At 66.6% G+C, this 25,009-nt stretch carries 22 protein-coding genes; 11 read left to right on the top strand and 11 right to left on the bottom strand.

What is annotated here, in order from left to right; genetic code table 11:
- The first annotated feature begins 18 nt into the window (after positions 1 to 18).
- Positions 19 to 732 carry a cytidylyltransferase domain-containing protein gene (locus FHS08_RS11080; RefSeq protein WP_167038934.1) on the top strand — a complete coding sequence of 238 codons (714 nt, stop codon included), beginning with the start codon at positions 19 to 21 and terminating at the stop codon, positions 730 to 732.
- A gap of 7 nt (positions 733 to 739) precedes the next feature.
- Here the strand turns inward: FHS08_RS11080 and FHS08_RS11075 are convergent, their stop codons facing one another.
- The 4 genes from FHS08_RS11075 to FHS08_RS11060 all read right to left on the bottom strand — a co-directional run bounded on the left by FHS08_RS11075 (position 740) and on the right by FHS08_RS11060 (position 3,454).
- A complete protein-coding gene (locus tag FHS08_RS11075) occupies positions 740 to 1,048 on the bottom strand; it encodes a hypothetical protein (RefSeq protein ID WP_167038932.1) in 309 nt (102 codons plus the stop codon).
- Positions 1,049 to 1,132: 84 nt separating this feature from the next.
- The gene (locus FHS08_RS11070) at positions 1,133 to 1,810 is read right to left on the bottom strand and encodes a glycosyltransferase family 29 protein (RefSeq protein WP_208382258.1); all 678 of its coding nucleotides are present in this window, start codon (positions 1,808 to 1,810) and stop codon (positions 1,133 to 1,135) included.
- A gap of 106 nt (positions 1,811 to 1,916) precedes the next feature.
- The gene (locus tag FHS08_RS11065; RefSeq protein WP_167038927.1) at positions 1,917 to 2,660 is read right to left on the bottom strand and encodes an ABC transporter ATP-binding protein; all 744 of its coding nucleotides are present in this window, start codon (positions 2,658 to 2,660) and stop codon (positions 1,917 to 1,919) included.
- A complete protein-coding gene (locus FHS08_RS11060) occupies positions 2,660 to 3,454 on the bottom strand; it encodes an ABC transporter permease (protein ID WP_167038925.1) in 795 nt (264 codons plus the stop codon). Before FHS08_RS11060 ends, FHS08_RS11065 begins: the two co-directional genes overlap by 1 nt.
- An 80-nt stretch (positions 3,455 to 3,534) precedes the next feature.
- On the opposite strand from FHS08_RS11060, the gene FHS08_RS11055 reads away from it, so the two are divergent.
- Positions 3,535 to 5,817 carry a hypothetical protein gene (locus FHS08_RS11055; protein WP_167038923.1) on the top strand — a complete coding sequence of 761 codons (2,283 nt, stop codon included), beginning with the start codon at positions 3,535 to 3,537 and terminating at the stop codon, positions 5,815 to 5,817.
- A 187-nt stretch (positions 5,818 to 6,004) separates the two neighbouring features.
- Entirely contained in the window at positions 6,005 to 8,050 is a 2,046-nt protein-coding gene (locus FHS08_RS11050) for an SGNH hydrolase domain-containing protein (protein ID WP_167038922.1), read from the top strand.
- Between the two features lie 4 nt (positions 8,051 to 8,054).
- Here FHS08_RS11050 and glf read toward each other — a convergent pair whose 3' ends face one another.
- Together glf and FHS08_RS11040 are read right to left on the bottom strand one after the other, a co-directional pair.
- The gene (gene glf / locus FHS08_RS11045) at positions 8,055 to 9,191 is read right to left on the bottom strand and encodes a UDP-galactopyranose mutase (protein WP_167038920.1); all 1,137 of its coding nucleotides are present in this window, start codon (positions 9,189 to 9,191) and stop codon (positions 8,055 to 8,057) included.
- A gap of 102 nt (positions 9,192 to 9,293) precedes the next feature.
- Complete coding sequence (locus FHS08_RS11040; protein WP_167038918.1) at positions 9,294 to 9,791, bottom strand: GtrA family protein; 498 nt, start codon at positions 9,789 to 9,791, stop codon at positions 9,294 to 9,296.
- Between the two features lie 159 nt (positions 9,792 to 9,950).
- Here FHS08_RS11040 and FHS08_RS11035 point away from each other — a divergent pair, with 159 nt between their 5' ends.
- The 3 genes from FHS08_RS11035 to FHS08_RS11025 are packed head-to-tail and all read left to right on the top strand — an operon-like array spanning position 9,951 to position 12,710.
- Complete coding sequence (locus FHS08_RS11035; protein WP_167038916.1) at positions 9,951 to 10,781, top strand: glycosyltransferase family 2 protein; 831 nt, start codon at positions 9,951 to 9,953, stop codon at positions 10,779 to 10,781.
- Positions 10,778 to 11,797 carry a glycosyltransferase gene (locus tag FHS08_RS11030; protein WP_170283196.1) on the top strand — a complete coding sequence of 340 codons (1,020 nt, stop codon included), beginning with the start codon at positions 10,778 to 10,780 and terminating at the stop codon, positions 11,795 to 11,797. The genes FHS08_RS11035 and FHS08_RS11030 overlap by 4 nt, the downstream gene beginning before the upstream one ends.
- On the top strand, positions 11,778 to 12,710 hold the full coding sequence (locus tag FHS08_RS11025) for an NAD-dependent epimerase/dehydratase family protein (protein ID WP_167038914.1): 933 nt from the start codon (positions 11,778 to 11,780) through the stop codon (positions 12,708 to 12,710). Before FHS08_RS11030 ends, FHS08_RS11025 begins: the two co-directional genes overlap by 20 nt.
- Here FHS08_RS11025 and FHS08_RS11020 read toward each other — a convergent pair.
- On the bottom strand, positions 12,671 to 14,818 hold the full coding sequence (locus FHS08_RS11020) for a hypothetical protein (protein WP_167038912.1): 2,148 nt from the start codon (positions 14,816 to 14,818) through the stop codon (positions 12,671 to 12,673). The two genes, FHS08_RS11025 and FHS08_RS11020, sit on opposite strands and share 40 nt — an antisense overlap.
- A gap of 183 nt (positions 14,819 to 15,001) precedes the next feature.
- On the opposite strand from FHS08_RS11020, the gene rfbA reads away from it, so the two are divergent.
- The 3 genes from rfbA to FHS08_RS11005 are packed head-to-tail and all read left to right on the top strand — an operon-like array spanning position 15,002 to position 18,257.
- Positions 15,002 to 15,871 (top strand): glucose-1-phosphate thymidylyltransferase RfbA, encoded by an 870-nt coding sequence (gene rfbA / locus FHS08_RS11015; protein WP_167038910.1) that lies wholly within the window; start codon positions 15,002 to 15,004, stop codon positions 15,869 to 15,871.
- Complete coding sequence (gene rfbB / locus FHS08_RS11010) at positions 15,871 to 16,869, top strand: dTDP-glucose 4,6-dehydratase (RefSeq protein WP_167038908.1); 999 nt, start codon at positions 15,871 to 15,873, stop codon at positions 16,867 to 16,869. Before rfbA ends, rfbB begins: the two co-directional genes overlap by 1 nt.
- On the top strand, positions 16,869 to 18,257 hold the full coding sequence (locus FHS08_RS11005; protein ID WP_167038906.1) for a sugar nucleotide-binding protein: 1,389 nt from the start codon (positions 16,869 to 16,871) through the stop codon (positions 18,255 to 18,257). Before rfbB ends, FHS08_RS11005 begins: the two co-directional genes overlap by 1 nt.
- Positions 18,258 to 18,327: 70 nt before the next feature.
- On the opposite strand, the gene FHS08_RS11000 is transcribed toward FHS08_RS11005, so the two are convergent.
- The 4 genes from FHS08_RS11000 to FHS08_RS10985 form a co-directional block, all read right to left on the bottom strand.
- On the bottom strand, positions 18,328 to 18,834 hold the full coding sequence (locus FHS08_RS11000; protein WP_167038904.1) for a GtrA family protein: 507 nt from the start codon (positions 18,832 to 18,834) through the stop codon (positions 18,328 to 18,330).
- A 97-nt stretch (positions 18,835 to 18,931) separates the two neighbouring features.
- Positions 18,932 to 19,960, bottom strand: a complete 1,029-nt coding sequence (locus FHS08_RS10995) for an NAD-dependent epimerase/dehydratase family protein (RefSeq protein WP_167038902.1) — start codon at positions 19,958 to 19,960, stop codon at positions 18,932 to 18,934.
- Positions 19,960 to 20,721 carry a glycosyltransferase family 2 protein gene (locus FHS08_RS10990; RefSeq protein WP_167038900.1) on the bottom strand — a complete coding sequence of 254 codons (762 nt, stop codon included), beginning with the start codon at positions 20,719 to 20,721 and terminating at the stop codon, positions 19,960 to 19,962. Before FHS08_RS10990 ends, FHS08_RS10995 begins: the two co-directional genes overlap by 1 nt.
- Complete coding sequence (locus FHS08_RS10985; protein ID WP_167038898.1) at positions 20,718 to 21,917, bottom strand: nucleotide sugar dehydrogenase; 1,200 nt, start codon at positions 21,915 to 21,917, stop codon at positions 20,718 to 20,720. The genes FHS08_RS10990 and FHS08_RS10985 overlap by 4 nt, the downstream gene beginning before the upstream one ends.
- Before the next feature lie 156 nt (positions 21,918 to 22,073).
- On the opposite strand from FHS08_RS10985, the gene FHS08_RS10980 reads away from it, so the two are divergent.
- Entirely contained in the window at positions 22,074 to 23,621 is a 1,548-nt protein-coding gene (locus FHS08_RS10980; RefSeq protein ID WP_167038896.1) for a glycosyltransferase family 39 protein, read from the top strand.
- A 115-nt stretch (positions 23,622 to 23,736) separates the two neighbouring features.
- Positions 23,737 to 25,009, top strand: a 1,273-nt coding sequence (locus tag FHS08_RS10975) for an LGFP repeat-containing protein (RefSeq protein WP_424960798.1), incomplete at its 3' end; no start/stop codon positions are given.

The raw sequence follows: 25,009 nt of genomic DNA, 5'->3' as shown, positions 1-25,009 counted from the left end.
CGCGGGTAGCCTCTTTTCGTGCCCCTCGCGATTCTCCAGGCCCGGATGAGCTCCTCTCGGCTTCCGGGAAAGGTCCTCGCGCCGGTGCTCGGCGTCCCACTGATCCTCCGGGCGATCGAACGCATCTCCCGCGCTCGAACCCTCGACGGTCTGGTTCTCGCGACCTCGACCGATCCGAGCGATGATCCCCTCGTCGCTGTCGCAGAGACCGCGGGCGTGGTTGTGCGGCGCGGAAGCCTTGATGACGTGCTCAGCCGTTTCCTGACCGTCATCGATGAGTTCGAGCCGGACACCGTCGTGCGTCTGACCGGCGACAATGTGCTCACCGACCCAGCGGTCATCGACCGCGTCGTCCGCGAGCATGAAGCGCACGGGGCCGACTACACCTCGAACGCGATGATCCGCACGTTCCCTCGCGGTCTGGATGTCGAAGCCGTCCGCTCCGCCGCGCTGCGCGCCCTCTCGGCTGTCGACCCGACGGGCGAAGAGCGCGAGCATGTGACGCTGGGTATCTATCGGCGACCGCAGCGATTCCGCCTTCACGCCGTGACCCAGGTACCCGATCGCTCCGATCTGAGGTGGACGGTCGACTACCCCGCCGATCTTTCCTTCGCGCGGGCCGTCTATGACGAGTTGTACAGGGGCGACCCCTTGTTCGGCCAGGACGAGATTCTCGCGCTGATGGCACGGCGACCGGATCTCCGCCGAACGGAAGCCGACGCTGGCCGCTGAGACAACGCTAGGGCGCGTTCTCGTCCTCGAGGCGGCGCAGACGCTCTTCATAATGTGCGACGAGCTCAAGACGCAAGCGGGCTCGCTCATGCTCGCGACGAGCCTGCGCGAGTATGCCGTCCGGGTCGCGCTCGGCGACAGAGAGCTCATGGCGCAGGCTCTCGAACCGCTGTTCGAGGGCGGCGAGTTGCGGAGCGATCCGATCGAACTCGGATCGCAGGTAAGAGAAGTCCGCCTGCGTGCCCGCAAGACGCGACTCGTAGTCGGCGTTCTCCCGTGCGATCTCCTCGCGGATCGCGTGGATTCGGGCGTCCACGCGGGGATCGACTCGGCGCTCGACGGCAGCATCCAGACGACGTCGGATTCGATTCAGCATAGCTTCCATCCTGATATCACGTTTTCAGCGGTGGTACGCGACCTGTCCGGTGGCGATCCACTTCCGTACGAGTGTCGATTCGGGCCCGATGCGATGCTCGGATCCGACCGCCGAGGGGTCGCCGTACGCGTGGTTCCATGCGGACTGCTCGGGTTCGTCGACGAACGAGAATCCGGCCGCGTCCACCGGTGTGTCTGGGAACAGCCGAGTGGCGATCCAGAGCATGACAGTCCCGGTCGTAGCCCAGAGTCCCTCAGTCTTCGGATTCAACCCGAGTGCGTGGCCGAGCGGGATGATGACCTCGCGATTGGGCATCGTCACGAATCCGAAGTCTTTGGGCCAGAAATCCGGGATCTTCGGGTTCTCCCACAGCATTCTGCCTGGCTCGATCATCAGGTAGAGGCGTTCGGCATAGTCCTGGAAGAACCACGGTGTGGGACGAACCCCTCGATTGAACACGACGACGTCGGTGCGGGAGCCGACGGAGGGTGGCCCTTCGGCGTCGTCGGCGCCGAAGCCGTTGACGCGGAAGACCACATCGGCCGTGTCGATGAGCTCGGCTCGTTCCGCGGAGGGCGCGAGTGGCTGGTTGCCGACGACGGCGACTCGCCTGATGGGATGGGTCGCTGCATAACTCGCCACAAGGGGCCTCAGGCGGGCATAGAACGCCGCCTCCTGCTCAGTCGGCACATCGTCGCGCACGAGAAAACTGCTACTCCCCATTGAGCACCGCGATACTCCCCATGACGTTTCAGCTTAGTCATACGCCGCGCGCTGCTCCCGCATGAGCGAGAGCGGCGGGCTCTGATCAGCCCGCGTTGTAGTCCGCGTTGTACCGATCGAGCACGTCGCCGATCGGGGCGTCCAGCGCGAGCCGGCCCTTGTCGAGGTAGAGCCCGCGCGTGCAGAAGCGGCGCAGGTCCTTCTCGTTGTGCGATACGAAGAAGAGGGTCCGCCCTTCGGCGAGAAGCTCGTCGATGCGCTTGTAGCACTTCTCGCGGAACGCCTTGTCTCCCACGGCCAGCACCTCGTCGACGAGCAGGATCGGCTCCTCCAGCTGAGACACGACCGAGAAGGCCAGCCGGACCTTCATGCCGTTGGACAGGTGCTTGTACGGGGTGTCCACCGACTCGGCGAGCTCGGCGAAGTCGATGATGTCGTCGAAGCGACGGTTAACCTCGGCCCGCGACATCCCGTGCAGTCCCGCCGTCAGGCGCACGTTCTCGCGCACCGTGAGGTCGCCGACGAAGCCGCCGGTGATCTCGATGAGCGGCGCCACGCCGCCGTTCACCGCCACCGAGCCCTCGTCGGGCAGCAGGACGCCCGCGACGAGCTTGAGAAGCGTCGACTTGCCCTGTCCGTTGCGGCCGACCACGCCGATCGACTCCCCCGGTCGCACGTCGAACGACACATCGCGCAGCGCCCAGAACTCACCGGGACGCGAACGCCGCGACGTGCCGGCGAACAGATCCTTGAGGCTGCGGCGGCCCCGCCGGTTGCGGCGGAACAGGATGCCGAGTCCCTCGACCCGGATGGCGGCGCTCTCCGCCATCACAGCTCCTTCAGCACGGACGGCTCGAGCCGACGGAACACCAGCGCGCCCAGCACGAGCAGCCCGAGGGTCAGGACGACGCTGATGACGACGGACAGTGTGTCCCACTCGTTCGGGAAGAACCCCATGCGGTAGAGCGTGAAGATGCCCGCGAGCGGATTGAGAGCGGCCAGCTCCCGGAACACACCCGGCAGGTCGGCGACCCCGTAGATGACGGGCGACACGTAGAACAGCGCGCGAAGGATGAGCCGCGTCGTGCGCTCGAGGTCGCCCCACATGACGCACAGGGGCGCGACGAGCAGCCCGAGGCCCACGAGCAGGGCGGTCTGCAGCACGACCGCGACGGGGAACCAGAGAAGTCCCCACCCGGGCACAGCCCCCGTGAAGACCGCGAACAGCGCGAGCACGGGGATCGAGCACAGGAACTCGATGCCCTTGCTCAAGACGATCCGGTTGACCCAGATCGTGCGCGGGATCGCGGTCGACCGCACGAGCCGCGCGTCCTTGCTGAAGGCCTTCGTGAAGTCGGAGACCGCCGAGTTGAACCACACCCACGGAAGCAGCGCCGTGATGAGGAACACGATGTACGGGTCGCCCCCCACGCTCGAGCGGTGGAAGACCTGCGTGAAGACGAACCAGTAGATCGCGCTCATGACGAGCGGGTCGAGCACCGACCATAGGTAGCCCAGCGCGCTGGTGGCGTACCGGACGCGGAGGTCGCGGGCCGAGAGGAGCCACAGGGAGTGGAGGTAGCGGCGGGAGGACCCCGGGGCGCCGACGGCGATGGTCGTCACGGTGAACGAGTCTATGCGGACGCGTCTTCGACGGGCGGAGCGCAGGCATGCCCGGCGCGGCCCTGCTCTACGATTGTCCGGTGCGACGCCCCCACACAGCCAAGCTCGAAGAGGCGTCCAGCCAAGAGGTGCTCCGACGCGAGTCCCGCTTCGGCTCTCGCCACGTCCACCTCCTCTGGATCGTGTGGCTGCTCGGTCTTGCCGCGGTCGCCGTCGGCGTGCTCGTACGATATGGCACGCCCGTCGGCGACATCGCGATATACGGGGGATACGTCGTCCTTGGCGTGGCGGGCCCCGGATGGCTTGTGTCGCGGACACTGCTCGGTCCCATGCGCTCGTGGGCATCCGACCTCGCCGTCGGCGGTGCGACCGGCGTCGTCCTCACGCTGTTCGCTTGGTTCGCCGCGAGCATCCTCGACGTTCGGGCATGGCTCTGGGCGTGGCCCCTGGCGACGCTGTTCCTCCTGATCCCTCGGAGGACGCGACGCCGGATCTTCCGTCGCCCCACGGGGTCGTGGCATCCGGCTGTTCAGTTCGCGGTGGCGTCGGCGGCAGCGAGTGCGCTCGTGCACGCCGGCAGAAGCTTCATGGCGGTGTGGGAGCTGCCACCATCGGACGCGGGGCTGTATCCCGACCTGCTCTGGCATATGAGCCTGGTGTGGGAGGCGATGCGCGCCATGCCGCTCGGCATTCCGCAGGCAGCGACGCTTGGCCCGATCCAATACCACTGGTTCGCCAACGCCGACATGGCGGCTGCCGCGCTCGTGACGCGGCTGGATGTGACGGTGATCGCGCTGAGGCTGTGGCCCGCCGCATTGACCTTGCTCGTCATCGGACTCGTCGCGGCTGCGGCGGATACCGTGGCGCGACGCCAAACTGCTGCCGCGATCGCCGCTCTCCTCACGGCGGCATCCGTTGTGTTCAGTCCATGGTGGACTCAGATCGATCTTCAGGACGCTCTCCGGCCGCTTTCGCCTTCCCAGCTCTACGTCTTCGTCCCGCTGCTCCTGCTCATCGTTGCGATGACGGCTCTCGCTCGAGGGCGCACTGCCGGAGTAGGTGCTTCGGCAGTCGTTGTGCTCTCGCTCGTGGTCGCTGCAGGAGCGAAGCCGACGGCCCTGCCGCTGGTCGCTGCAGGGTGCGTCGCGGCGCTCGTCGCGGCGCTCGTGCTGAGGGCGCCGTGGAGTCGGTTCGCCATCGTCGGTGCCCTCGCGGCGGTGATCTTCGCGACAGCTTCGGTCCTCGTCGCGGGCGGCGGCTCAGGGACGTCGGTCAGGCTTCTCCACGTGCTGACGTTGGCGCCATTCGTCCGTGGAGAACCGAGTCCGCCGGCATCCGGGATCGGCGGCTGGCTGATACTCCAGCTGCTATCGAGTCCGGGACGCATCGCCGGCTCACTCCTGGCCGTCGCTCTGATCGTCGTTCGACCGTTGTTCGCGCTCGGGAGCGTCTTCGAGCGAGAACTCCGCCGCGATCCGATCGCGTGGTGGATGTCGGGGATGTGCGGCGCCGCGATCGCCGCCGCGCTTGTCCTCGGGCATCCCGGCTACAGCGAGCTCTACTTCGCGTACACCGCGATCCCGGTCGGCGCCATCCTCGCGGGCTGGTGGATCGCGGCATCCGTGGACGGCGACGCTCGACGCCGTCGTGTCGCGATCGGAGCCGTGCTCGGTGGGGCGGTCTTCGGGTGGGCGATGTGGGCTGTCGCGCCGTGGCTCTCGGCTCTCTCTCCTGCTCGCATCTGGTCCTCGCTCGCGTGGACGGCTGCGGTCCTCGCGGCGGCCGCAGCGGCCATAGGACTCGCGCTCGCGCTGCGCCGCCGACAACGACGACCGAGCTTGCCATCCAGCATCGCTGCCGCCTTCGTCGTGGGAGTGATCATCGCGTCGCTTCCATATTCGGTGCTCGGCCCGGCCTCCAGCGCTTCAGCGCGTTCCAGCCTGTCGCTCGCGCAGAGCGAGGCCGCCGAATGGCTGTCGCAGAACACGACTCCCGATCAGATCATGGCCGTGAACGACCACTGCTTGGGGGACGAGTCGGAGAAGTGCGACTCGCGCGTGTGGTGGGTGTCGGGTCTGGCGGGACGGCGGGTCCTCGTCGAGTCCTGGTCGTACGTCGCCGCGTCGACGGCGCTCGAACCGTCGTCGGTCGTGCGCCCGGTCTTCGACGAGAAGCTGCTCGAGTTCAACCAGGAGCTGTTCGCGTCTCCCTCGCGCGACACGCTGCGGGAGGCATACCGCCTCGGCGTGCGCTACCTGATCGCCACGGAGGGCGAGTCGTCCGTGTCTCCCGAACTCGCTGTTCTCGCCGAGCCGGTCTACTCTGATTCTCTCGTCACCATCTACCGCGTACCCAGGCCGTGATGTGGCCGGGGCGCCACCGGCCGGACCGGCTGACTTACCCGCGCACAGCAAGCTCGCAGAGCCGGGCGAATACCCTGATGAAGCCCAGCCCATGACTCACGAACTCTCCGCGACCACCCCCGCTCTCGCACCGGCGGGACTCCCGACGCCCGCAGCGACGCCCTCCGCTGACGCGAAGGAGTCCAAGGTGAGGCGGGAGATCCAGGCGCTCAGAGCCGTCGCCGTCCTCGGGGTGCTTCTCTTCCACCTGTGGCCCGGAAGGCTGCCGGGAGGCTATGTCGGCGTCGACGTCTTCTTCGTGGTGTCGGGCTTTCTCATCACGGATCACCTGATCCGTGAGCGGTTGAGCCGCGGCAGGATCCGCCTCCCGCTGTTCTGGGCACGTCGGGCGAGGCGGCTCCTCCCCGCGTCCCTCACGGTGCTCGCAGCGACGGCACTCGGTGTGTGGCTGTTCGTACCAGACGCCCGGTGGAGCCAGTTCGGATCTGAGATCGTCGCGAGCGTGCTCTATACCGAGAACTGGGCGCTCGCGGCCCAATCGGTCGACTACATGGCGCTGTCGAACGCCAAGTCCCCCGTTCAGCACTTCTGGAGCCTTGGCGTCGAAGAGCAGTTCTACCTCGTCTGGCCGCTTCTCATCCTGGCCGCGTTCGCGATCGCCACGGTGGCGCGGAGACGACCGGTCGGCACGGTCTTCGCGGTCATCGGTGTCGCGAGCGCGGCGAGCCTCGCGTACTCCATCTGGTCTACCACCGTGGACCCCTCGGTGGCCTACTTCTCGACGTTCGCGCGGGCTTGGGAGTTCGGCGCGGGCGGCCTCCTGGCGCTCCTTCTGCGCCGATTCGGGACGCCGCTCGGAACCGGCCTTTCGGCCTCACTCGCCTCCTGGACGGGGCTCGTCGGCATCGCTGCGGCGATGCTTCTCTACACCGGCGCAACGCCTTTCCCCTCGTATACCGCGCTCCTGCCCGTCGGTGGCACGATGCTCATGATCGCAGCCGGAACGCCGACCGGCGCGCTCGCGCCGACCCGACTCTTCCGGCTCCGTCCCGTCCAGTTCCTCGGCGACGTCTCTTACGGCACGTACCTGTGGCACTGGCCCATCATCGTCATCCTGCCGTACGTCCTGGGCGCTCCCCTGTCCACCGCGTGGGCTGTCGCGGCGCTCGCCGTCTCCATCCTGCTCGGCTGGGCCTCCAAGACGTTCATCGAAGATCCGATCCGCACGCGGCCCCTCGTGGTCAGAACGAAGCCCCGGTGGACGTTCGCGAGCACCCTCGTCGCGATGGCCGCCGTCGCTGCGGTGGCGCTACCCCTCGCAACCCACCGGATCGAAGCCCCTACCGCGATGCCGGTCGCCGAGCAGCCCGACTGCTATGGCGCCGCGGCGATGCTCGACAGTGCGTGCGCCCCCGCCGAGGAGATCCCGCTCGCGGCATCCCTCAGCTCCTTCGCCGTCGATGTGCCTCCCGACGACATCCTCGCGTGCGAGCAGGCCGCCACCTCGGGGGACTTCGTGCGCTGCGACTTCGGCGATCTCACCGGCGACGGCCCCCACATCGCGCTCGTCGGCGATTCGCACGCGACCCGGCTCGCAGAGCCCCTTCGCGACGTCGCGATCCAGCGCGGCGGCAGTCTCAGCACCTTCCTCGTCTCAGGCTGCGCCATGATGTCCTCCGAGGTGACGGGTTCCGCCTGGGGGTATGACGCGACCGCCTCGCAGCAGTGCCGCGATGTCACAGACAGGATCCAGCAGGCCGTTGCGGAGGATGCCGGCATCCAGACGGTGGTCATGACAGACCGGACGCGTCTGTACGTGACGGACGACGAGGGCTTCCACCCCCTCACGACGGACATGGTCCAGCGGTCGATCGTCCGGCTTCAGGATGCGGGAAAGGACGTCGTCGTCATCACCGATCCACCCGAGATGCACGCTGTGCCTCCGCAGGGCGGCGGCAGCGCCGTCGACTGCCTCTCGTCAGCACAGCCGACTCAGTGCAGCCTGCCTCGTGCTGAGTCAGAGTTCGACGACCCGCTGTCGAACGCGGCGACATCCGTCGGGGCAGGGCTCATCGACCTCGACGACGCGTTCTGCACGCACGACCGATGCCTGTCGCGGATCGGCGGGCTCGTCGTCTACTCCGACGACAACCACCTCACGCGGTCGTTCGCGTTGAGCCTCGTCGGGGTGCTCGACGAGCGCCTCTCACCCTGGCTCGACGGCTCCCGCTGACCTGTTACGCGAGCTGGTTGTTCCACATCGACAGCGCCGACCCGATGGCCATGTGCATGTCGAGGTACTGATAGGTGCCGAGGCGTCCGCCGAAGTAGACGTCCTTCTCCCCCTTGCCGAGCTCGCGATAGGCGAGCAGGCCCGCGCGGTCGTCGGCCGTGTTGACGGGGTAGTACGGCTCGTCGTCGCGGCCCGCGAAGCGTGAGAACTCGCGCATGATGACCGTCTTGTCGGTCGGGTAGCGGTCGGCGCGCTCGGGGTGGAAGTGGCGGAACTCGTGGATGCGCGTGTACGGGACATCGGCATCCGCGTAGTTCATGACGGATGTGCCCTGGAAGTCGCCGACGGGGAGAACTTCCCGTTCGAGGTCGATCGTGCGCCATGACAGCGCACCCTCGGCGTAGTCGAAGTAGCGGTCGACGGGTCCCGTGTAGACGACCGGCAGCTGTCCGACGGTCGCCTTCTTGTTGAGCGGCTGCGACTCGTCGAAGAAGTCGACGTCGAGCTGGACCTCGATGTTCGGGTGATCCGCCATCCGCTCGATCCACGCCGTGTAGCCGTCGGTGGGCAGGCCCTCCCACGTGTCGTTGAAGTAGCGGTTGTCGTACGTGTAGCGGACGGGCAGGCGGCTGATGATCTCGGCCGGCAGATCCTTCGGGTCGGTCTGCCACTGCTTGCCCGTGTAGTCGCGGATGAACGCTTCGTAGAGCGGCCGGCCGATGAGGCCGATGCCTCGCTCCTCGAGGTTCTGCGCAGACTTGGGGTCGAACTCCCCCGCGAGCTCATGCACGAGGGCGCGGGCCTCGTCAGGACTGTACGCCGCGTTGAAGAACTGGTTGATCGTGCCGAGGTTGATCGGCAGCGGGAACACGACGCCCTTGTGGTTCGTGTACACGCGGTGCACGTAGTTCGTAAACGTCGTGAAGCGGTTGACGTACTCCCACACCGTCGGGTTCGACGTGTGGAAGAGGTGGGCGCCGTAGCGGTGCACCTCGATGCCGGTCTCCGGCTCGTCCTCGCTGTACGCGTTGCCGCCGATGTGGTGACGGCGGTCGATGACCGTGACCTTGCGACCGGATGCCGCGGCCCGCTCGGCGATCGTGAGGCCGAAGAAGCCGGAGCCGACGATGAGGAGATCCATGCGCAGTGCTTTCTGTGAATGTATGCCGTCCGCAGCGGACGCGACGACGCGGCGGGCGAAATCCAGCGCGCCGCCGCGTCCCTCCAGCCTATCTCGCCGGAATCACCCGTTCCTGAGAGCGTCGCCCCCGCTCTGGGCGTCCGCCTCGACCGCAACCATTCCCGCAGGCTCCGCTCCTGGCTTGCGGAACGAAAAGGTCTTGTGCAGGACGTACGTCGCGACCACGAGGATGATCGTCACAATCAGCTGGCTCACAAGCTTCTCGGCCGCAGAGTCGAATCCCAGCACCGCTGCCGACAGCCAGCTCAGCGCGAGATTGGCGAGGAACGAGCCGAAAGTGACGGACGTGAACTTGACGAACTCGCGGAACGGATGGCCCGTCCCGCGGAAGACGAATCGCCGCTGCAGCACGAAAGAAGTGAGGTTGGAGACGAGCCAGCTGAACGTGATGGCGATCGCGTAGTCGCCGGGAACACCGACAGCGTGCAGTGCGAGCAGCCCGACCGTGAAGAGGGCGTACGAGAAGGCCGTATTGAGCCCGCCGAACACGATGTACCGGATCTCCGGGCGCCGGGAGATCGCCAGGATCAGGCTTCGCATCGTCGACACGATACACCGGCACACTGTGAGCTCCGCGTGGCCAGGACCCACACACAGACTGCGTAGGCTAGGGTGGACGGCTGCTGGAGGGGACCGGGCCAGAAGTCCTTCGAGCAGTCGTTGCGCGTCCTCGCGCCGATCCTGAGGAGTATCGAGATCTTGTCTTCGCCCATCGTGAGCGTCGTTGTGCCCGCCTATAACAACGAACGTACGATTGCCGAGACGCTTCGATCGGTACTCTCGCAGGAGGGCGTCGACTTCGAGCTCATCGTCGCCGATCACGCGTCGACCGATGGCACCCTCGGTGTGATCGAGATCTTCGCCTCCGATCCGCGCGTGCAGCTCCTCGACACAGCGGCGGGTGGGGGCGCCGCTCGCAACTGGAACCGTGTGACCGCAGCCGCGAGCGGCCGATACGTGAAGCTCGTGTGCGGCGACGACGTGCTGCGCCCGGGCATCCTGACCCGCCAGGTCGGGCTCCTCGAGTCCTCCGGGGCCGCGGCGACCGCGTGCCGGCGCGACATCGTCGACGCCGACGGCAAGATCCTCATGAAGGGCTGGGGGCTGCGCGGCCTGGAACGTCGGACGACAGGCGCGGAGGCCGTGCGCCGAGCGGTGCGCGCCGGATCCAATCTGTTCGGCGAACCGGCCTCCGTCATGCTGCGGGCCGACGCGCTTCGTGAGACGGGCGGCTGGTTCGGCGACTTCCCCTACCTCATCGATCAGGCGACCTACAGCCGTGTGCTGCTGACGGGCGACTTCGTTCCGGATCCGGAGATCGGCGCGACGTTCCGGATGAGCTCCTCGCAGTGGAGCGTCGCGCTGACGAAAGACCAGTCCGCACAGGCCAGAGCCTTCCACCGGTGGCTGCGCAGGGCTCATCCGTCGGTGGTCTCAGCTATGGACGTCCTCGTGGGAGACGTTCGCGCAACCCTGATGGCACGCGCTCGTCGATTCAGCTACCAGATACTCAAACGGAGAATGCGATGACCCCCGACCCGAGTGTCCCCGACGCGTACACACACAGAATCTCCGTCGTCATCCCGGTGTACCAGGGCGAGCGCACGCTGGCCGACGTACTCGACGAGATCGAGCCGCTCATCGGCGGATTCGTCACCGCCGACGGCTATCGTGCAGCCGTCCACGAGGTGATCCTCGCGTTCGATCACGGCCCGGACCGATCCGCTGCGGTCATCCGCGCTCTCGCCGCCGAGCGCGCCTACGTCAAGCCCGTGTGGCTGAGCCGCAACTTCGGCCAGCACGCTGCGACGCTCGCTGGGATCGCTTCCTCGGGGGGCGACTGGGTCGTCACGATGGACGAGGACGGCCAGCACGACCCGCGTGCGGTCGCAACGCTCCTCGACACGGCGATGCGCGCCGAGGCGGACGTCGTCTACGCCGAGCCCACCAACGAGCCGCCGCACGGCTATCTTCGCAACGCCGCCTCGCGCGTTTCGAAGCGGCTCCTCGAGACAGTGTTCGGCGGAGGCAAGGCGTCGCACTTCAACAGCTACCGCCTGATCCTCGGCGAGGTCGGCCGCAGCGTCGCTGCATACTCCGGGACCGGTGTCTACCTCGATGTCGCTCTGTCCTGGGTCGCCGCGCGTATCGTGACCTCGCCCGTCGAGCTGCGCGAGGAGGGCGACCGCCGCTCGGGCTACTCCTACCGCAGGCTGATGGGCCACTTCTGGCGGATGATCCTGACCTCGGGGACTCGAGGCCTGCGAGTCGTCACGGCACTCGGAGCGCTCTTCGCGATCGGCGGCATCGCCTTCGCCCTCTACCTGGTCGTCGCGAGGCTCGCCGGTGGCGACATCCCCGAAGGCTGGACATCCCAGATGGTGCTCACGGCCCTCGGCACGGGCGCGATCCTGGTGGCGCTCGGTATCATCGCCGAATACCTCGGCGTCGCCGTGAACATGGCCTTGGGGAAACCCGCGTATCTCATCGTGCGCGATCCGCAGAACGGGCCCCTGGGCAACCGGCATGACGACTCCCGCCACTAGATGGGTCATCGGGCGGGGCCTTCTCGGCGCTGAGATCGTCAACGTCCGCCGTGATGTCCCGTTCCATGCTCCGATCGACTGGAGCTCGCCCGATGCCACAGTCAGAGATCTGCGGGCCGGCCTGAAGCGATTCGGCGATCTGGTCGGCGACGGCGCCTGGGAGATCTATTGGAGCGCGGGCCGAGGGGTGACGTCGACGCCGATGTCGGTGATGGAGCTCGAGGCGGACGTCTACGAGGCCTTCCTCGACGAGGCGCGCGTGGCGATGGCCGCCAATTCGAGTCAGGGACGGATGTTCCTTTCCTCGAGCGTGGGCGGCGCATATGCGGGGAGCTCGCATCCTCCCTTCACGGAGTCGACGCCGCCGAGGCCCCTCTCGGCGTACGGCGAGGTCAAGCTCCGCATGGAAGGGAGCCTGCGCGAGGCGGTCGCGTCTGCCGGATGGCGCGGACTGATCGCGAGGGTGACCAACATTTATGGCCCTGGACAGAACCTGGGCAAGGGGCAGGGACTGATCTCGGTCATCATCGAGAGCTATGTGACAGGGAAGCCAACATCGATCTTCGTGTCGCTCGACACGCTTCGCGACTACATCTACGCGACGGACTGCGCTCGCGTCATCGACGCCGCTATCACGCGCGTCGCGGGCGAGGCGCCCGGCACGACCGTGCTCAAGATCGTCGGCGCCATGAACGCGCTGTCGATCGGCGCGATCGTCGGAGAGATCTCGCGACTGCGCCGCAAGCCCGTCCCGATCGTGCTCGGCCAGGGCAGCGCCGCAGGCCAGGCGATAGACCTGCGCGTTCGATCGGAGGTGTGGCCCGATCTGGACGGCCTCGTCGCCACGACTCTGCCGGAGGGGCTAGGCGCCATCTACCGCGCGGTGCTCGCCTCCCACATGCTGCCCCGCTGAGCTGCCCGGCGGCGCCCCGCTACCCACGAGAGGCTCCAGCCGATCCCGATGAGCCCAGCCGCGATCGCCGAAGCGACCTCGACCGCCCAGCCCGGAGGACGGAACTGGATCGTGAGGGTCTCGCCCTCGTCTGCGGCGTCGACGTGCACCGTGAGCAGATAGCCCCTCTCAGGGTCCGCGATCGAGCCCGCGTTCGTCGTATATCCGGGCCACGCGAGGCGGCTGAACACGATGTCTCCACCCTCGGGCGGGACACTGTCGATGCTCACGGTGACGCTCGTGTCCGTGCGATCTATCGTCTCGACGAGCAGTCCCTCAGACGCCCGAGCGACGTCACCCGCGGTCTCGACAGGTACGTCCCGATGGAGCACCCACGTGAACTCGCGATCCTCGACCGTCCAACCTCTCGGAGCATCGGGACGAGTCTCCAGCCCGTTCCCCTTGATCACGACGACGGAGTTGAGCGCCATGTCGTCGACGAGCGGATGCTCTCGATCTCGGAACAGGACGTCGAGCGCATCGGGGCACGTGTACCCGCGGAGGTCGATGCAGAGGTCTTCTGCGAACGCAGTGAACGGTAGAACCGTATAGACGCTCGCGGCATCCTCGCCCGTCAAATACCACAGATTCGCGATCAGCGACTCTCGATACGACTCGGGGTGGGCCTGCAGGCTGTAGACATCGCCGACGGCCATGACCCCCTCCGCGATGTCGTCGCCAACGGCTTGCATCGCTGACACCGACGACGGCACATTGAAGTTCCCCAGCGGGCTCGACGCGTATCGAGCGACTTGCGGGGCGAGCACGACGAGAGACCCGATCAGGATCGACGCGGCGACGCGCTGGGGCGAGGCGGCGACGAGGACTCTCCCCCGCCACGGCAGGAACAGGGCGGCGATGATCGCGATCTGGAGAGCAGTTGCCAGCAGCACCCACGCCCACGAGGACGGCTGCGCGGCCCAAGCCAGCCATCCCGCGAGAGCGGTGAGGCCCATGGCCCACTGGACCCTGGCCCTGCTCGGCCGATGAACATCGCGTCGACGGGACGCGAGCACCGCGAAGATGATCGCGACGCAGAGCACGGCGTACGGCATCATTCGCGCGGGATATCGGATCGGACCGAGGACGCTGGGACCGAGCACGAAGGCGAGGGTGACCACGAGGATGCCCGCGGGGATCACGAGGCTCCGCAGGACTCGGGCAGTCGCGGGCAGAACGAGTACGAAGAGCGGGAGGAGCCACGTGACGTACTGCAGCGGCACAGGTACCAGGTCACCCCAGTATCCGTGCACCGAGCTCGTGGCCGTCGTGATCGACGAAGTCGCGAGGTCGCCCAGATCCATGTTGAGGAACTGGTCGTTGAGGATCTGAGATCCCGACCTCGTGGTCACAGGAGAGGTCAGCAGACCCGGCAGGTACACGAACACCGTGAGCAGCCCGGAGAACGCACCCAGCACCAGCACTCTGCGCGCGGAGACCCAGGCGCCCTCCCAACGCGACGCGACCAGGAAGAGGAGAAGCAGCACCGCGAGTTCGATCACGCCGAAGACGTACCCGAAGGTGACGAGCAGATAGGCGAACACGAAGAACGGGAAGGGACTCGCTCCTCGGCTGACGTGGCGCTTGAGCGCCCACCAGCACAAAGCGAACAGGGCGACGTTCTGGAGCCCGGTCACCCAGGACGGCGCGTCCATGAAGATGGTCTGTCCGCCCATCGTCGCCGTGAACCCCGCCACCGCCGCCCACCAGGGCGAGGCACCGTACTCACGCGCGAGCAGGAACGCGCCCGTCGCGAGGGCGACGAGGAAGGCGATCTTGACGAGAGTCGTGTAGACCGTCGCCCCGTCGATGAGATGCGTCCCGATCGCGACGATCCAGGTGACCGGATTCCAGATGCCCCACTGGCCTTCCGCAAGGTAGTTGCCGCCCTGCCAGTGGCCCGGAGACAGCAGCGGGATCTCGCCCGCCAGGAGCCTGGACCCGAGACCATACCACTGACCGAAGGCACCCAGCTGCGTGTCGTCCCAGAAGAAGAACCGCGGCTCGCGGACGATACGCATCGCGCACACGACCAGAACGGCCGCGATGCTGCACAGGTACCAGAACACGGGATGTGCGGAGATCCTCGGGCCAGCCGACGCCGGGGACTCTGAGGACGCCGTGTCGGACGTTGACCTGCTGATACTCACGCTAAGAGGCTACCCAACGCTCCCACGGGATCCGTTCACGTGCTGAGGCGCCCCTCAGGTCCCGCGGAGGGATCGTGCGCCGGAGCCTGACAGAATGGTCATGTGAAAGGCATCATCCTCGCGGGCGGCTCGGGCACCCGACTGCATCCCATCACCCTCGGGGTCTCGAAGCAGCTGATCCCCGTCTACGACAAGCCGATGGTCTACTATCCGCTGTCGACGCTCATACTCGCCGGGATCAGCGACATCCTCGTCATCACGACTCCGCACGACGCTCCATTCTTCGAGCGGCTCCTGGGAGACGGCTCGCAGTTCGGCATCTCGCTGAGCTTCGCGAAGCAGCCGTCTCCCGACGGGCTCGCTCAGGCCTTCACTATCGGAGCCGACTTCATCGGCGACGACAAGGTGGCCCTCGTCCTCGGCGACAACCTGCTGTACGGCCCGCGTCTCGGAACCCAGCTCAAGCGCTACGCCGATGTCGATGGCGGTGCCGTGTTCGCGTACTGGGTCGCCGAGCCCGCCGCCTACGGCGTCGTCGAGTTCGACGCCGAGGGACGCGCCGTCTCGCTCGAGGAGAAGCCCGTCGAGCCCAAGAGCAACTACGCGGTCCCCGGCCTGTACTTCTACGACAACGATGTCGTCGAGATCGCCCGCAGCCTCGCACCGAGCCCTCGCGGCGAGTACGAGATCACCGACGTCAACCGTGCCTACCTCGAGCGCAGCAAGCTGCAGGTCGAGGTGCTCCCCCGCGGCACCGCCTGGCTCGACACAGGGACGTTCGACCAGATGACGGATGCCGCGGACTACGTCCGCACGATGCAGCGCCGCACCGGCCTGTCGATCGGCGTGCCCGAAGAGGTCTCGTGGCGTCAAGGATTCCTGTCGGACGACGAGCTGCGCGCGCGGGCCGAGAAGCTCGTCAAGTCAGGATACGGAAAGTACCTGCTCGAAGTCCTGGAGAGGGGACACTGATGGCACGGCTCCTCGTGACCGGAGGCGCCGGCTTCATCGGCTCCAACTTCGTCCACCATGTGATCGCCCACACCGACCACCACGTCACGGTTCTCGACAAGCTCACGTATGCGGGCAATCGCGCGTCGCTCGACGGGCTGCCGGAGGACCGCTTCGCGTTCGTCCAGGGCGACATCGCCGACGCGACGCTCGTCGACGGCCTGTTCGCGGATGCGGATGCCGTCGTCCACTACGCAGCCGAGTCGCACAACGACAACTCGCTCGACAACCCGCGCCCGTTCCTCGACACGAACATCATCGGCACCTACACGCTGCTCGAGGCAGCGCGCAAGCACGGCCGACGCTTCCACCACATCTCGACCGACGAGGTGTACGGCGACCTCGAGCTCGACGACCCTCAGCGCTTCACCGAATCGACGCCCTACAACCCGTCGAGCCCGTACTCCTCGACGAAGGCAGGCTCCGACCTTCTCGTCCGTGCATGGGTGCGCTCCTTCGGCGTGCAGGCGACGATCTCGAACTGCTCGAACAACTACGGCCCGTACCAGCACGTCGAGAAGTTCATCCCTCGGCAGATCACGAACGTGATTCGCGGCATTCGCCCCAAGCTGTACGGCGCGGGCGAGAACGTGCGCGACTGGATCCACGCCGACGACCACTCGTCTGCCGTGCTGACGATCCTCGACAAGGGCGAGATCGGCGAGACGTACCTCATCGGCGCCGACGGCGAGAAGAACAACAAGGACGTCGTCGAGCTGATCCTCCAGGCGATGGGACAGCCGAAGGATGCCTACGATCACGTGACCGATCGCGCGGGGCACGACCTGCGCTACGCCATCGACTCGACGAAGCTTCGCGCCGAGCTCGGCTGGCAGCCGACCTACCAGGACTTCGAAGCGGGACTCGCCGCGACGATCGACTGGTACCGCGAGAACGAGTCGTGGTGGGCCCCGGCGAAAGACGCGACGGAGGCGTTCTACGCGTCGAAGGGCCAGTGATGACGGAGTTCGGTAAGGCGCTCGGCGCGACCGAGACACCGATCCCCGGGCTCGTCGTGTGGGATCTGCCCGTCCACGGCGACAGTCGCGGCTGGTTCAAGGAGAACTGGCAACGCGAGAAGATGGTCGCGGCCGGCCTCCCCGACTTCGGCCCCGTACAGAACAACATCTCGTTCAACGATGCCGTCGGCACGACTCGAGGCATCCACGCCGAGCCATGGGACAAATGGGTCTCGATCGCGTCGGGCCGCGTGTTCGCCGCGTGGGTCGATCTCCGCGAGGGACCGACGTTCGGCACCGTGTTCAGCACCGAACTCGATCCCTCGCGCGCGATCTTCGTCCCTCGAGGGGTCGGTAACTCATACCAGACCCTCGAACCCGACACCTCGTACACCTACTTGGTCAACGACCACTGGTCGCCGGACGCGACCTACACCTTCCTGAACCTTGCCGATGACACTGCCGCCGTCCCGTGGCCGATTCCCCTCGACCGCGCCGAGGTGTCCGCCAAGGATCTCGCTCACCCTCGGTTCGCCGACGTCACGCCGATGCCGCCTCGAAAGATCCTCGTGACGGGCGCCAACGGGCAGCTCGGCCGCGCACTGCGCGCCGAGTTCGGAGACGCGCGGCACGTCGAGTACGCGACCCGCGCCGATCTCGACCTCGTGTCGCCGGATCTCGCGACAGCGCGGCGCTGGCGCGACTATGGCACGATCATCAACGCCGCGGCCTTCACTGCGGTCGACCTCGCCGAGACGCCCGAAGGGCGCCGGGAGGCCTGGGCGGGCAATGTCACAGGCGTCGCGGCCCTCGCAGCGATCGCGGGCGCGAACGGCATCACGCTCGTGCACGTGTCGAGCGACTACGTCTTCGACGGCACGCTCGATCGGCCTTACCGCGAGGATGACGCGCTTTCACCTCTCGGTGTGTACGGGCAGACGAAGGCGGCCGGCGACGCGGTCGTCGCAAGCCTGCCGAAGCACTACATTGTGCGCACCTCGTGGGTCATCGGCGATGGGCGCAACTTCGTCCAGACGATGGCCTCGCTCGCAGAGCGCGGCGTCGATCCGAAGGTCGTCGACGACCAGATCGGACGCCTGACGTTCGCGGCGGATGTCGCGAGCGGCATCCGCCACCTGCTCGCGAGCCAGGCCGAGCACGGCATCTACAATCTGACGGGCGGCGGCCCGCCCACCTCGTGGGCGGACATCGCGCGGCGGGTCTTCGATCTGTCGGGTCACGATCCTGAGCGAGTCACGGCGGTGAGCACGGAGGACTACTTCCATGCGTCGACCGTGCCAGTGGCGCCGCGACCGCGCAACAGCGTGCTCGATCTCACGAAGATCACGGAGACCGGCTTCACGCCACGGCTACGCCCTCCGTTGTGACCGGCCGCGAGATCCGTATCCCATCGATGACGCGGGGCATATTCTCGCCGAACCGCGTGCGCCCCTCGCGTCAGAGAGCAGGACCTTCGTGAGTGTGCTCGTCCTGTGCGCGATGGTCCTCGAAGTAGGTGACGGGATCGACTGACGGCGAGTGCGGGAACACCCAGAGCGTGTAGAGCACGTAGCGGAGCCCCGTCGCGAGCGCTTGGCCGATGATCGTCCCGGCGATGTTGTCAGCCAGAACGGTGTCGAGCCCCAGAACGTACCGTGAGAACCCGAGGGCTCCCAGCTGCACGAGGATCGCAAGGACGTTCACCGCGGAGTATCGCAGCACTTGCGACCAGCTCACCGGATCTTTGCGATCACGGTAGGTCAGCAGCTTGTTGCCGACATAGGTCACGACGAGTCCGGCCAGGACCGCGATCGTCTTCGCGATCAGCGGGTACTGGTGGAGCGGACCGATTCCGCCAGAGAAGACCAGGAGGTTGTAGACGACCGCGTCGACGACGAAGCCGAGGCCTCCGATCGCGAGGAAGATCCCGCCCCGCCGCAGATTGCGGATCAGGAAGTCCCTCATGTGGGACGTGTCGGGCATGCGCATGGCTTCCGGCTCTCTCTCGCGTCGATCCTTGCAATCGGCGGCGCCGGGCTGCTGCGCGGCGCCGCCGATCGTGCTAGATCGTGCCTTCGGCGATCGCGTTCTCGATCCAGGGGATGACCTCGTCGAGCATGTCCTCGAGCGTCGTGGTCGCCTCGAAGCCGAGCACCTCTTTGGCCTTCGTCACATCCGGGACGCGCTTCTGCACGTCGAACTCGAACGCGGGGTCGTGCACGAGGTTGAGCGGCACATCTGCGCCCTTGACCTTGCGCCAGATGATCTCGGCCAGCTCGACGACCGTGTGACCCGCGGGGGTGGAGAGGTTGAAGTCCGTGTTGAGCGCGGCCGGGTGGTTGAGGGTCAGGACGATGCCGCGCGCGAGGTCGCCGCCGTACGTGTAGTGGCGGACCTGGTTGCCCTCGCCAAGGATGTGCAGCGGGTCCTGACCCTTGAGCACCTTCTGGACGAGGTCGGGGACGACGTGGCTCATCGCGAGCTGCACGTTGCCCGAGTGGATCTCGACGTCACCGAGAGCGCGCGACTCGCCGATGCCGACGCAGTTGAAGGGACGCAGGATCGTGAAGTCGATGTCGTACTGGCCCTTCGCCGCGCGAGCGAAGTACTCGACGGCGAGCTTCTGGAAGCCGTAGGACGAGAGCGGCGGCGGAACCAGCAGTTCGTCGCCCTCCTTCGACGGCCACCGGTCGGTCGACTCGAAGACCATCGACGACGACATGTACGTGACCTTCTTCAGGCGTCCGCCCGCCTTCTTCACGGCGATCGCCGCGTCGCACGACGAGGCGATGATGCGCTCGTTCGCGGCGATGAGGTCGTACTGATAGGTGTGGAAGTAGGAGATTCCACCGATGAGCGCAGCGCCCGCGATGAAGTGGTCGCAGTCCATGAGCAGCTCGGTCATGAGAGCGGTGTCGAGGACATCGCCGACGACCAGCTCGTAGTTCGGGTGGTCGTCATACGACTTCTTCACGGGACCGTACTTCGAATAGTTGTCGACGCCCACGACCTTGAAGCCCTGGCGAAGCAGTTCCTCGACGACATATCCGCCGATGAACCCGGCGGAACCGGTGATGAGGACCTTCTCCATTAGCTGTTTCCCTTCGAGCCGGACTCAGCGGCTTCTTTGATCTCGTTGATGGGCAGGGGGCGCCCGAAAGCGAAGAAGTACCAGCGGAGATACTTCGGGATCCACTTCCGCAGCTGGAAGTTCGACTGACCGTCCGTGCGATCGAGCCAGATGGTCGGCAACTCTGCGACGGGCTGTCGTGCTCGACGTGCTTTGGCCGTCAATTCGAGGCCGATCTCGAAGCCGTCTCGCGACTGGATCGTCACGGCGCGAACGAAGTCCGCGTTGTACGCCTTGAACGAGTTGGTTGCGTCACGCGTGCCGATGCTGGCGAACAGGTGGAGCGACTTGCCCGCCAACCGAGAGAGAAGCCGTTTGAACCGGGGGCCGCCGATCTGCTGACCGCCTGCCATGTAGCGACTGCCGGCGGCGACGACGACGCCGCGTTCGACGAGCTCGGTGAGCGAATCGATCTGCCGCGGGTCATCGCTGCCATCAGCCATCGTGACGACGACGGTCGGCGCGGCCGCAACGTCGAATCCGTACCGTATCGCCTGGGCGGGCCCGCGGCCATGGGTGTTGATGACGCCGCGGATGCGGGGATCCGACGCCGTCACGTCCGCGACCACGGGAAGGGTCGTGTCATCGGCCGTGTCGACCACGACGAGCAGCTCGAAGGGGATCGTGACGGTCTTGGTCACCCGCTCGAGGAACGGGGCGATCGCGTCGCCTTCGTTGTATGCCGGGACGACGATCGAGACGCGCGGACCGTCCCCGGTCAAATCAGCACTCCGTTGCCGAGGAGATTCCACACGTCGGCAACCGGCTTGTCGGTCTCGATGTCGCGGTACTCCCGGTGAGGCGTGGCGACGATCAGGATGTCCGCGCGCTCGAGGACCTCGTCGAGAGGCAGGAGGGACGAATCGATCGTCGCAGGCACGTGCGGGTCGGTGGCAAGCACTTCCTTCGCCTTGAAGCGAAGAACGCGCTGGAGCTTGTAGGACAGGCTCGAGCGGATGTCGTCCGACCCCGCCTTGAACGCCATGCCGAGGATGCCGACCGTCTTGTTCGAGAGGTCGTGCGACTCGTCGAGCTGACTCGCGATGTACAGCGGCAGTCCCTCGTTCACGAGCATCGCCGAGTGGCCGAGCTGGAACGTGTTGTCGCTGAAGGCCGCCAGCTGCATCGTGTCCTTGAAGAGGCAAGGGCCGGCTGCGAAGCCCGCGCCGGGCATGTCGCTCGCGCGCGGGTAGTCCTGCGTCAGGCCCGCGCGCACGCGCTCGAAGTCGACGCCCTTGGAGTTCGCCATCATGTAGAACTGGTTCACGGCGGCGAACTTGATGTAGCGCCATGTGTTGGTGAAGAGCTTGGCAAGCTCCGCCTCTTCCGGCGTCAACTCGACGATCGAGTCTGTGAGTGCTCCGAAGAGGGCGCCGGCACGGGCGATGGCCTCCGGGGTGTAGCCCGAGACGATCTGCGGGAGCTCGAAGAGCTCGGTCATCGCCTTGTGCTCTGCAATGCGCTCCGGGCAGAAGGCGACGTCCATCGCGAGCCCCATGCCGTCGACCATGTCGCGCACGAGCGCGGTCACTCCGGGATAGATGGTGCTGCGAAGCGCCAGCAGCTGGCCGTCGCGGAAATACGGTGCACAAGTGGCGAGTGCACGCGGAATGGCGTTCGGGTCGGGGTTCAGATGCTCGTCCACCGGCGTGCCGATCACGACGATGACGTTCTCGGCAGTGGCGACGGACGCGGGATCGGTCGTCGCAGTGAGCATGCCTGCGGCGACCACGCGCTCGAGGATCTCATCCGCACCAGGCTCGATGAAGGGCATCTGCGCCTGTCGGATCCGCGCCACAGCGCTCTCGGCCACGTCGTACACGACCGTCCGCTTGCCGCGGCTCGCGAGGGCGATGGCCAGCGGAAGCCCGACATGCCCTCCCCCGCCGACTACCACGACGTCGTTCGCGAATGACACCCGATCACCACTCTTCCAGGTCTTGACAACCTGTCGATCATACCCCGTGGGTCGGGCGCCGCCGTCCGGGCGGTGCGCGCGACGACGGGTAGACTCAGCCGGGCCAAACAGCACGCTCGACGCGTTCGGGCTGGAACGCGACGAGGAGCAACAGCGATGACGGACGATGTCCGGACCACCCCACAGGGCCGATCGCGTGCCGAGACGCCCGTGCGGCGTGCGCTGGAGTGGACTCGATCCACGCCGTGGCCGCTGATCGGCGCCTTCATCGCGATCGGCACCATCCTGCGGATTCCCCAGCTGAACAACTCGCTCAATGAGGCGTACTCCTTCCGCCAGACGCAGACCGCGATGACGGCGCGCGAGTTCGCCCGCAACGGGATCGACCTCCTCACCTCGCCCCTGCCCGTCTTCGGTCCGCACTCCGACGTCCCCATGGAGATGCCTCTCTTTCAGGCTCTTGTCGCACTGGTGCACAACGCAGGCGTCGGGCTCGACGAAGCGGGACGCATCCTGTCTCTGATCTTCTTCCAGGTGTCTGCGGTGCTCCTCGCGATACTGATCAAGAGGTACTTCGGGACGCCCACGGCGATCGTGGCGACAGTGCTGTTCCAGTTCGTCCCGTTCACTGTGCAGTGGGGCGCAGCGCATCTCATGGAGTTCTTCGCGGTGGCCCTCGCCCTGCTGATGGTGCTGGGCGTCGACGACTGGTTGCGAAGGGGGAGCATTCCCTGGCTCGTCGTGGGGGGGCTGGCGGGCGTCGGCGCCTTCCTCGTCAAGTCGACGACCGCACCCCTGTGGTGTCTGTTCCTGATCGTTCCCGGCATCCTCGCCCTTCGCGAACTCGGCACTCGCCGCGGCCTCATGCGGGGCGCCATCGGCGTCGCCGGCATCGTTCCGGGTCTCGTCGCGGCGGCCCTCTGGACGAAGCACGCGGATGCTGTGAAGGAGGCACAGCCGCTCACGCCCTTTGTCACGAGCACCGCGCTGCGGGAGTGGAACTTCGGCACTCTGCAGGACCGGCTCGACCCCGGCAAGTGGGCCACGATCTTCGACCGGATCGCGACGACGATCACCGGGCCCATCGCCATCGTGATCGCGGTCGCGATCATCGGTGCCGTCCTGCGGGGCAGCCTGCGAGAGCGTCTCGCGCTCTCTGGACTCGCGTTGGTCGCGTTCGCGGGGCCGTTCGTGTTCTTCAACCTGTATTGGGTGCACTCCTATTACCTCTCGGCGGTCGTCGCAGCATTGGTCGCCATCACTGCCTACGCGATCACGTCGATCGCGTCCCTGCTCAGTTCGGCCCCCGCTCGCCGCATTGCATTGACGATCGGGGGCGTCGCAGTCCTCCTCGTGTCGGTGTACCTGACCCCAGCCGCGGGAGACATCATTCGCACGTTCCTCAAGTCGCAGCCGCTGCCTCCTCTGGCCCTGGCGCTTCAAGCGGAGACGTCGCCCGACGACTTGATCGTCGCGGTGGGCTGCGACTGGGGTCCGCAGATCTTCTACTACGCCGACCGAAAGGGCGTCATGTTCCGCGCGGACGCTGACTGGCAGTGGTTCTGGTCTGTCAACGACATCAACGACTATCCCTATCTCGCGACGTGCGATGTCTCGGCCGACGCCACGGCGTTCCTGCCCGCCGGGACACGACTCATACCGGTGACGGACACGATCTTCCGCATCGATCCGCCGGCGTCGTGACCTGGTCCCCTCGCGGTGGGGAGGATGGTCGCAAAGCGCAGATGATCGCGATGGACGGGCATGAAAACCCAGGAGGGTCCTGACAGTCGGCTTCACTTCCGTCACAATGGTGCTCATGCGCATCAAGCAGGCGCTCTCGTCGACGACTGTCCGTATCCTCGCCGCCGTGACGAGCGTCCTCCTGATCGTCGGCGTCCCAACCGGGGCGTCGGCGACGAGTTCCCCTGCGCCAACCGTCCTCGGCCCGGCCATCACCGCCAACCTCGCCGGATTCAGCGCGGGCAACATCATCAGCGACAGCGTGTTCTTCGACACGTGGTCGATGGGCGAGGCAGAGATCCAGGCGTTCCTCGAGCAGAAGGTGCCCGCCTGCCAGTCCGGGTACACGTGCCTTCGAGACCGATACGACTCGACGCGAAGCACGCCCGCCGACCCCATGTGCGGGCCCTACAGCGGCGGCTCGCGCGAGCGCGCCTCCACCATCATCTACAAGGTCGCTCAGGCCTGTGGGATCAACCCGCAGGTCCTCCTCGTGACGCTGCAGAAGGAGCAGGGTCTCGTCACGCACGTATGGCCGAGCGAGTGGCGGTATACGATCGCCATGGGCCAGGGATGCCCTGACACGGCCGCCTGCGATACGACGTACAACGGCTTCTTCAATCAGGTGTATGGAGCCGCGCGACAGCTCAAGCGGTACGCAAACCCGCCGGGAACGAGCCTGTACTTCACCTGGTACGCGCCCGGCAGGACATGGAACGTGCTCTACAACCCCAACTCGGCGTGCGGCTCATCCCCTGTCTTCATCGCCAACCAGGCGACGGCGAACCTCTACTACTACACGCCGTACCAGCCCAACGCAGCAGCCTTGAATGCCGGCTACGGAACGGGCGACTCCTGCTCGGCTTACGGCAACCGGAACTTCTACAATTACTTCACCGACTGGTTCGGATCGACGCAGACGCTGTCGCGCATGTCGGTTGCTCGGAAGGCGATCGCAGGTGTCTATGCGTCACCCGGCGTTCCTGGCGAGATCGGCGGGGCGACGAGTCCCGTCCGGTGCGGCCTCGTCGGCGACGGCTGCTACCAGGACTACCAGAACGGCGTGATCTACTCATCCGGTAGCGGCACGTATGCGATCCGGGGCACCGTTAGACAGGTCTGGAGCGCAAACGACTACGAACGCGGCCTCGGCTACCCGACCAGGGCAACCCAGTGCGGACTCGCCGGCGGCGCCTGCTATCAGGACTTCCAGAACGGCGTGATCTACGCGTCCACCAGCGGCACGTACGCGATCCGGGGCACGGTCAGGGAAGTCTGGATCGCCAACGACTACGAACGCGGCCTCGGCTACCCGATCAGCGCAGTCCGATGCGGACTCGCCGGCGGCG

It is taken from the genome of Microbacterium ulmi (assembly GCF_011759705.1).
GTDB classification, from domain to species: Bacteria; Actinomycetota; Actinomycetes; order Actinomycetales; family Microbacteriaceae; genus Microbacterium; species Microbacterium ulmi.
The sequence above is the reverse complement of the archived record's forward strand: the minus strand, read 5'-3'. Positions and strand labels throughout refer to the sequence as shown.

What these genes read in the sequence shown, in the direction of transcription:
- FHS08_RS11065 (WP_167038927.1), bottom strand. Translation starts at nt 2,660, where the DNA reads ATGGCGGAGAGCGCCGCCATCCGGGTCGAGGGACTCGGCATCCTGTTC.
- glf (WP_167038920.1), bottom strand. Translation starts at nt 9,191, where the DNA reads ATGGATCTCCTCATCGTCGGCTCCGGCTTCTTCGGCCTCACGATCGCC.
- FHS08_RS11040 (WP_167038918.1), bottom strand. Translation starts at nt 9,791, where the DNA reads ATGCGAAGCCTGATCCTGGCGATCTCCCGGCGCCCGGAGATCCGGTAC.
- FHS08_RS11030 (WP_170283196.1), top strand. Translation starts at nt 10,778, where the DNA reads ATGACCCCCGACCCGAGTGTCCCCGACGCGTACACACACAGAATCTCC.
- FHS08_RS11025 (WP_167038914.1), top strand. Translation starts at nt 11,778, where the DNA reads ATGACGACTCCCGCCACTAGATGGGTCATCGGGCGGGGCCTTCTCGGC.
- rfbB (WP_167038908.1), top strand. Translation starts at nt 15,871, where the DNA reads ATGGCACGGCTCCTCGTGACCGGAGGCGCCGGCTTCATCGGCTCCAAC.
- FHS08_RS11005 (WP_167038906.1), top strand. Translation starts at nt 16,869, where the DNA reads ATGACGGAGTTCGGTAAGGCGCTCGGCGCGACCGAGACACCGATCCCC.
- FHS08_RS11000 (WP_167038904.1), bottom strand. Translation starts at nt 18,834, where the DNA reads ATGAGGGACTTCCTGATCCGCAATCTGCGGCGGGGCGGGATCTTCCTC.
- FHS08_RS10995 (WP_167038902.1), bottom strand. Translation starts at nt 19,960, where the DNA reads ATGGAGAAGGTCCTCATCACCGGTTCCGCCGGGTTCATCGGCGGATAT.
- FHS08_RS10980 (WP_167038896.1), top strand. Translation starts at nt 22,074, where the DNA reads ATGACGGACGATGTCCGGACCACCCCACAGGGCCGATCGCGTGCCGAG.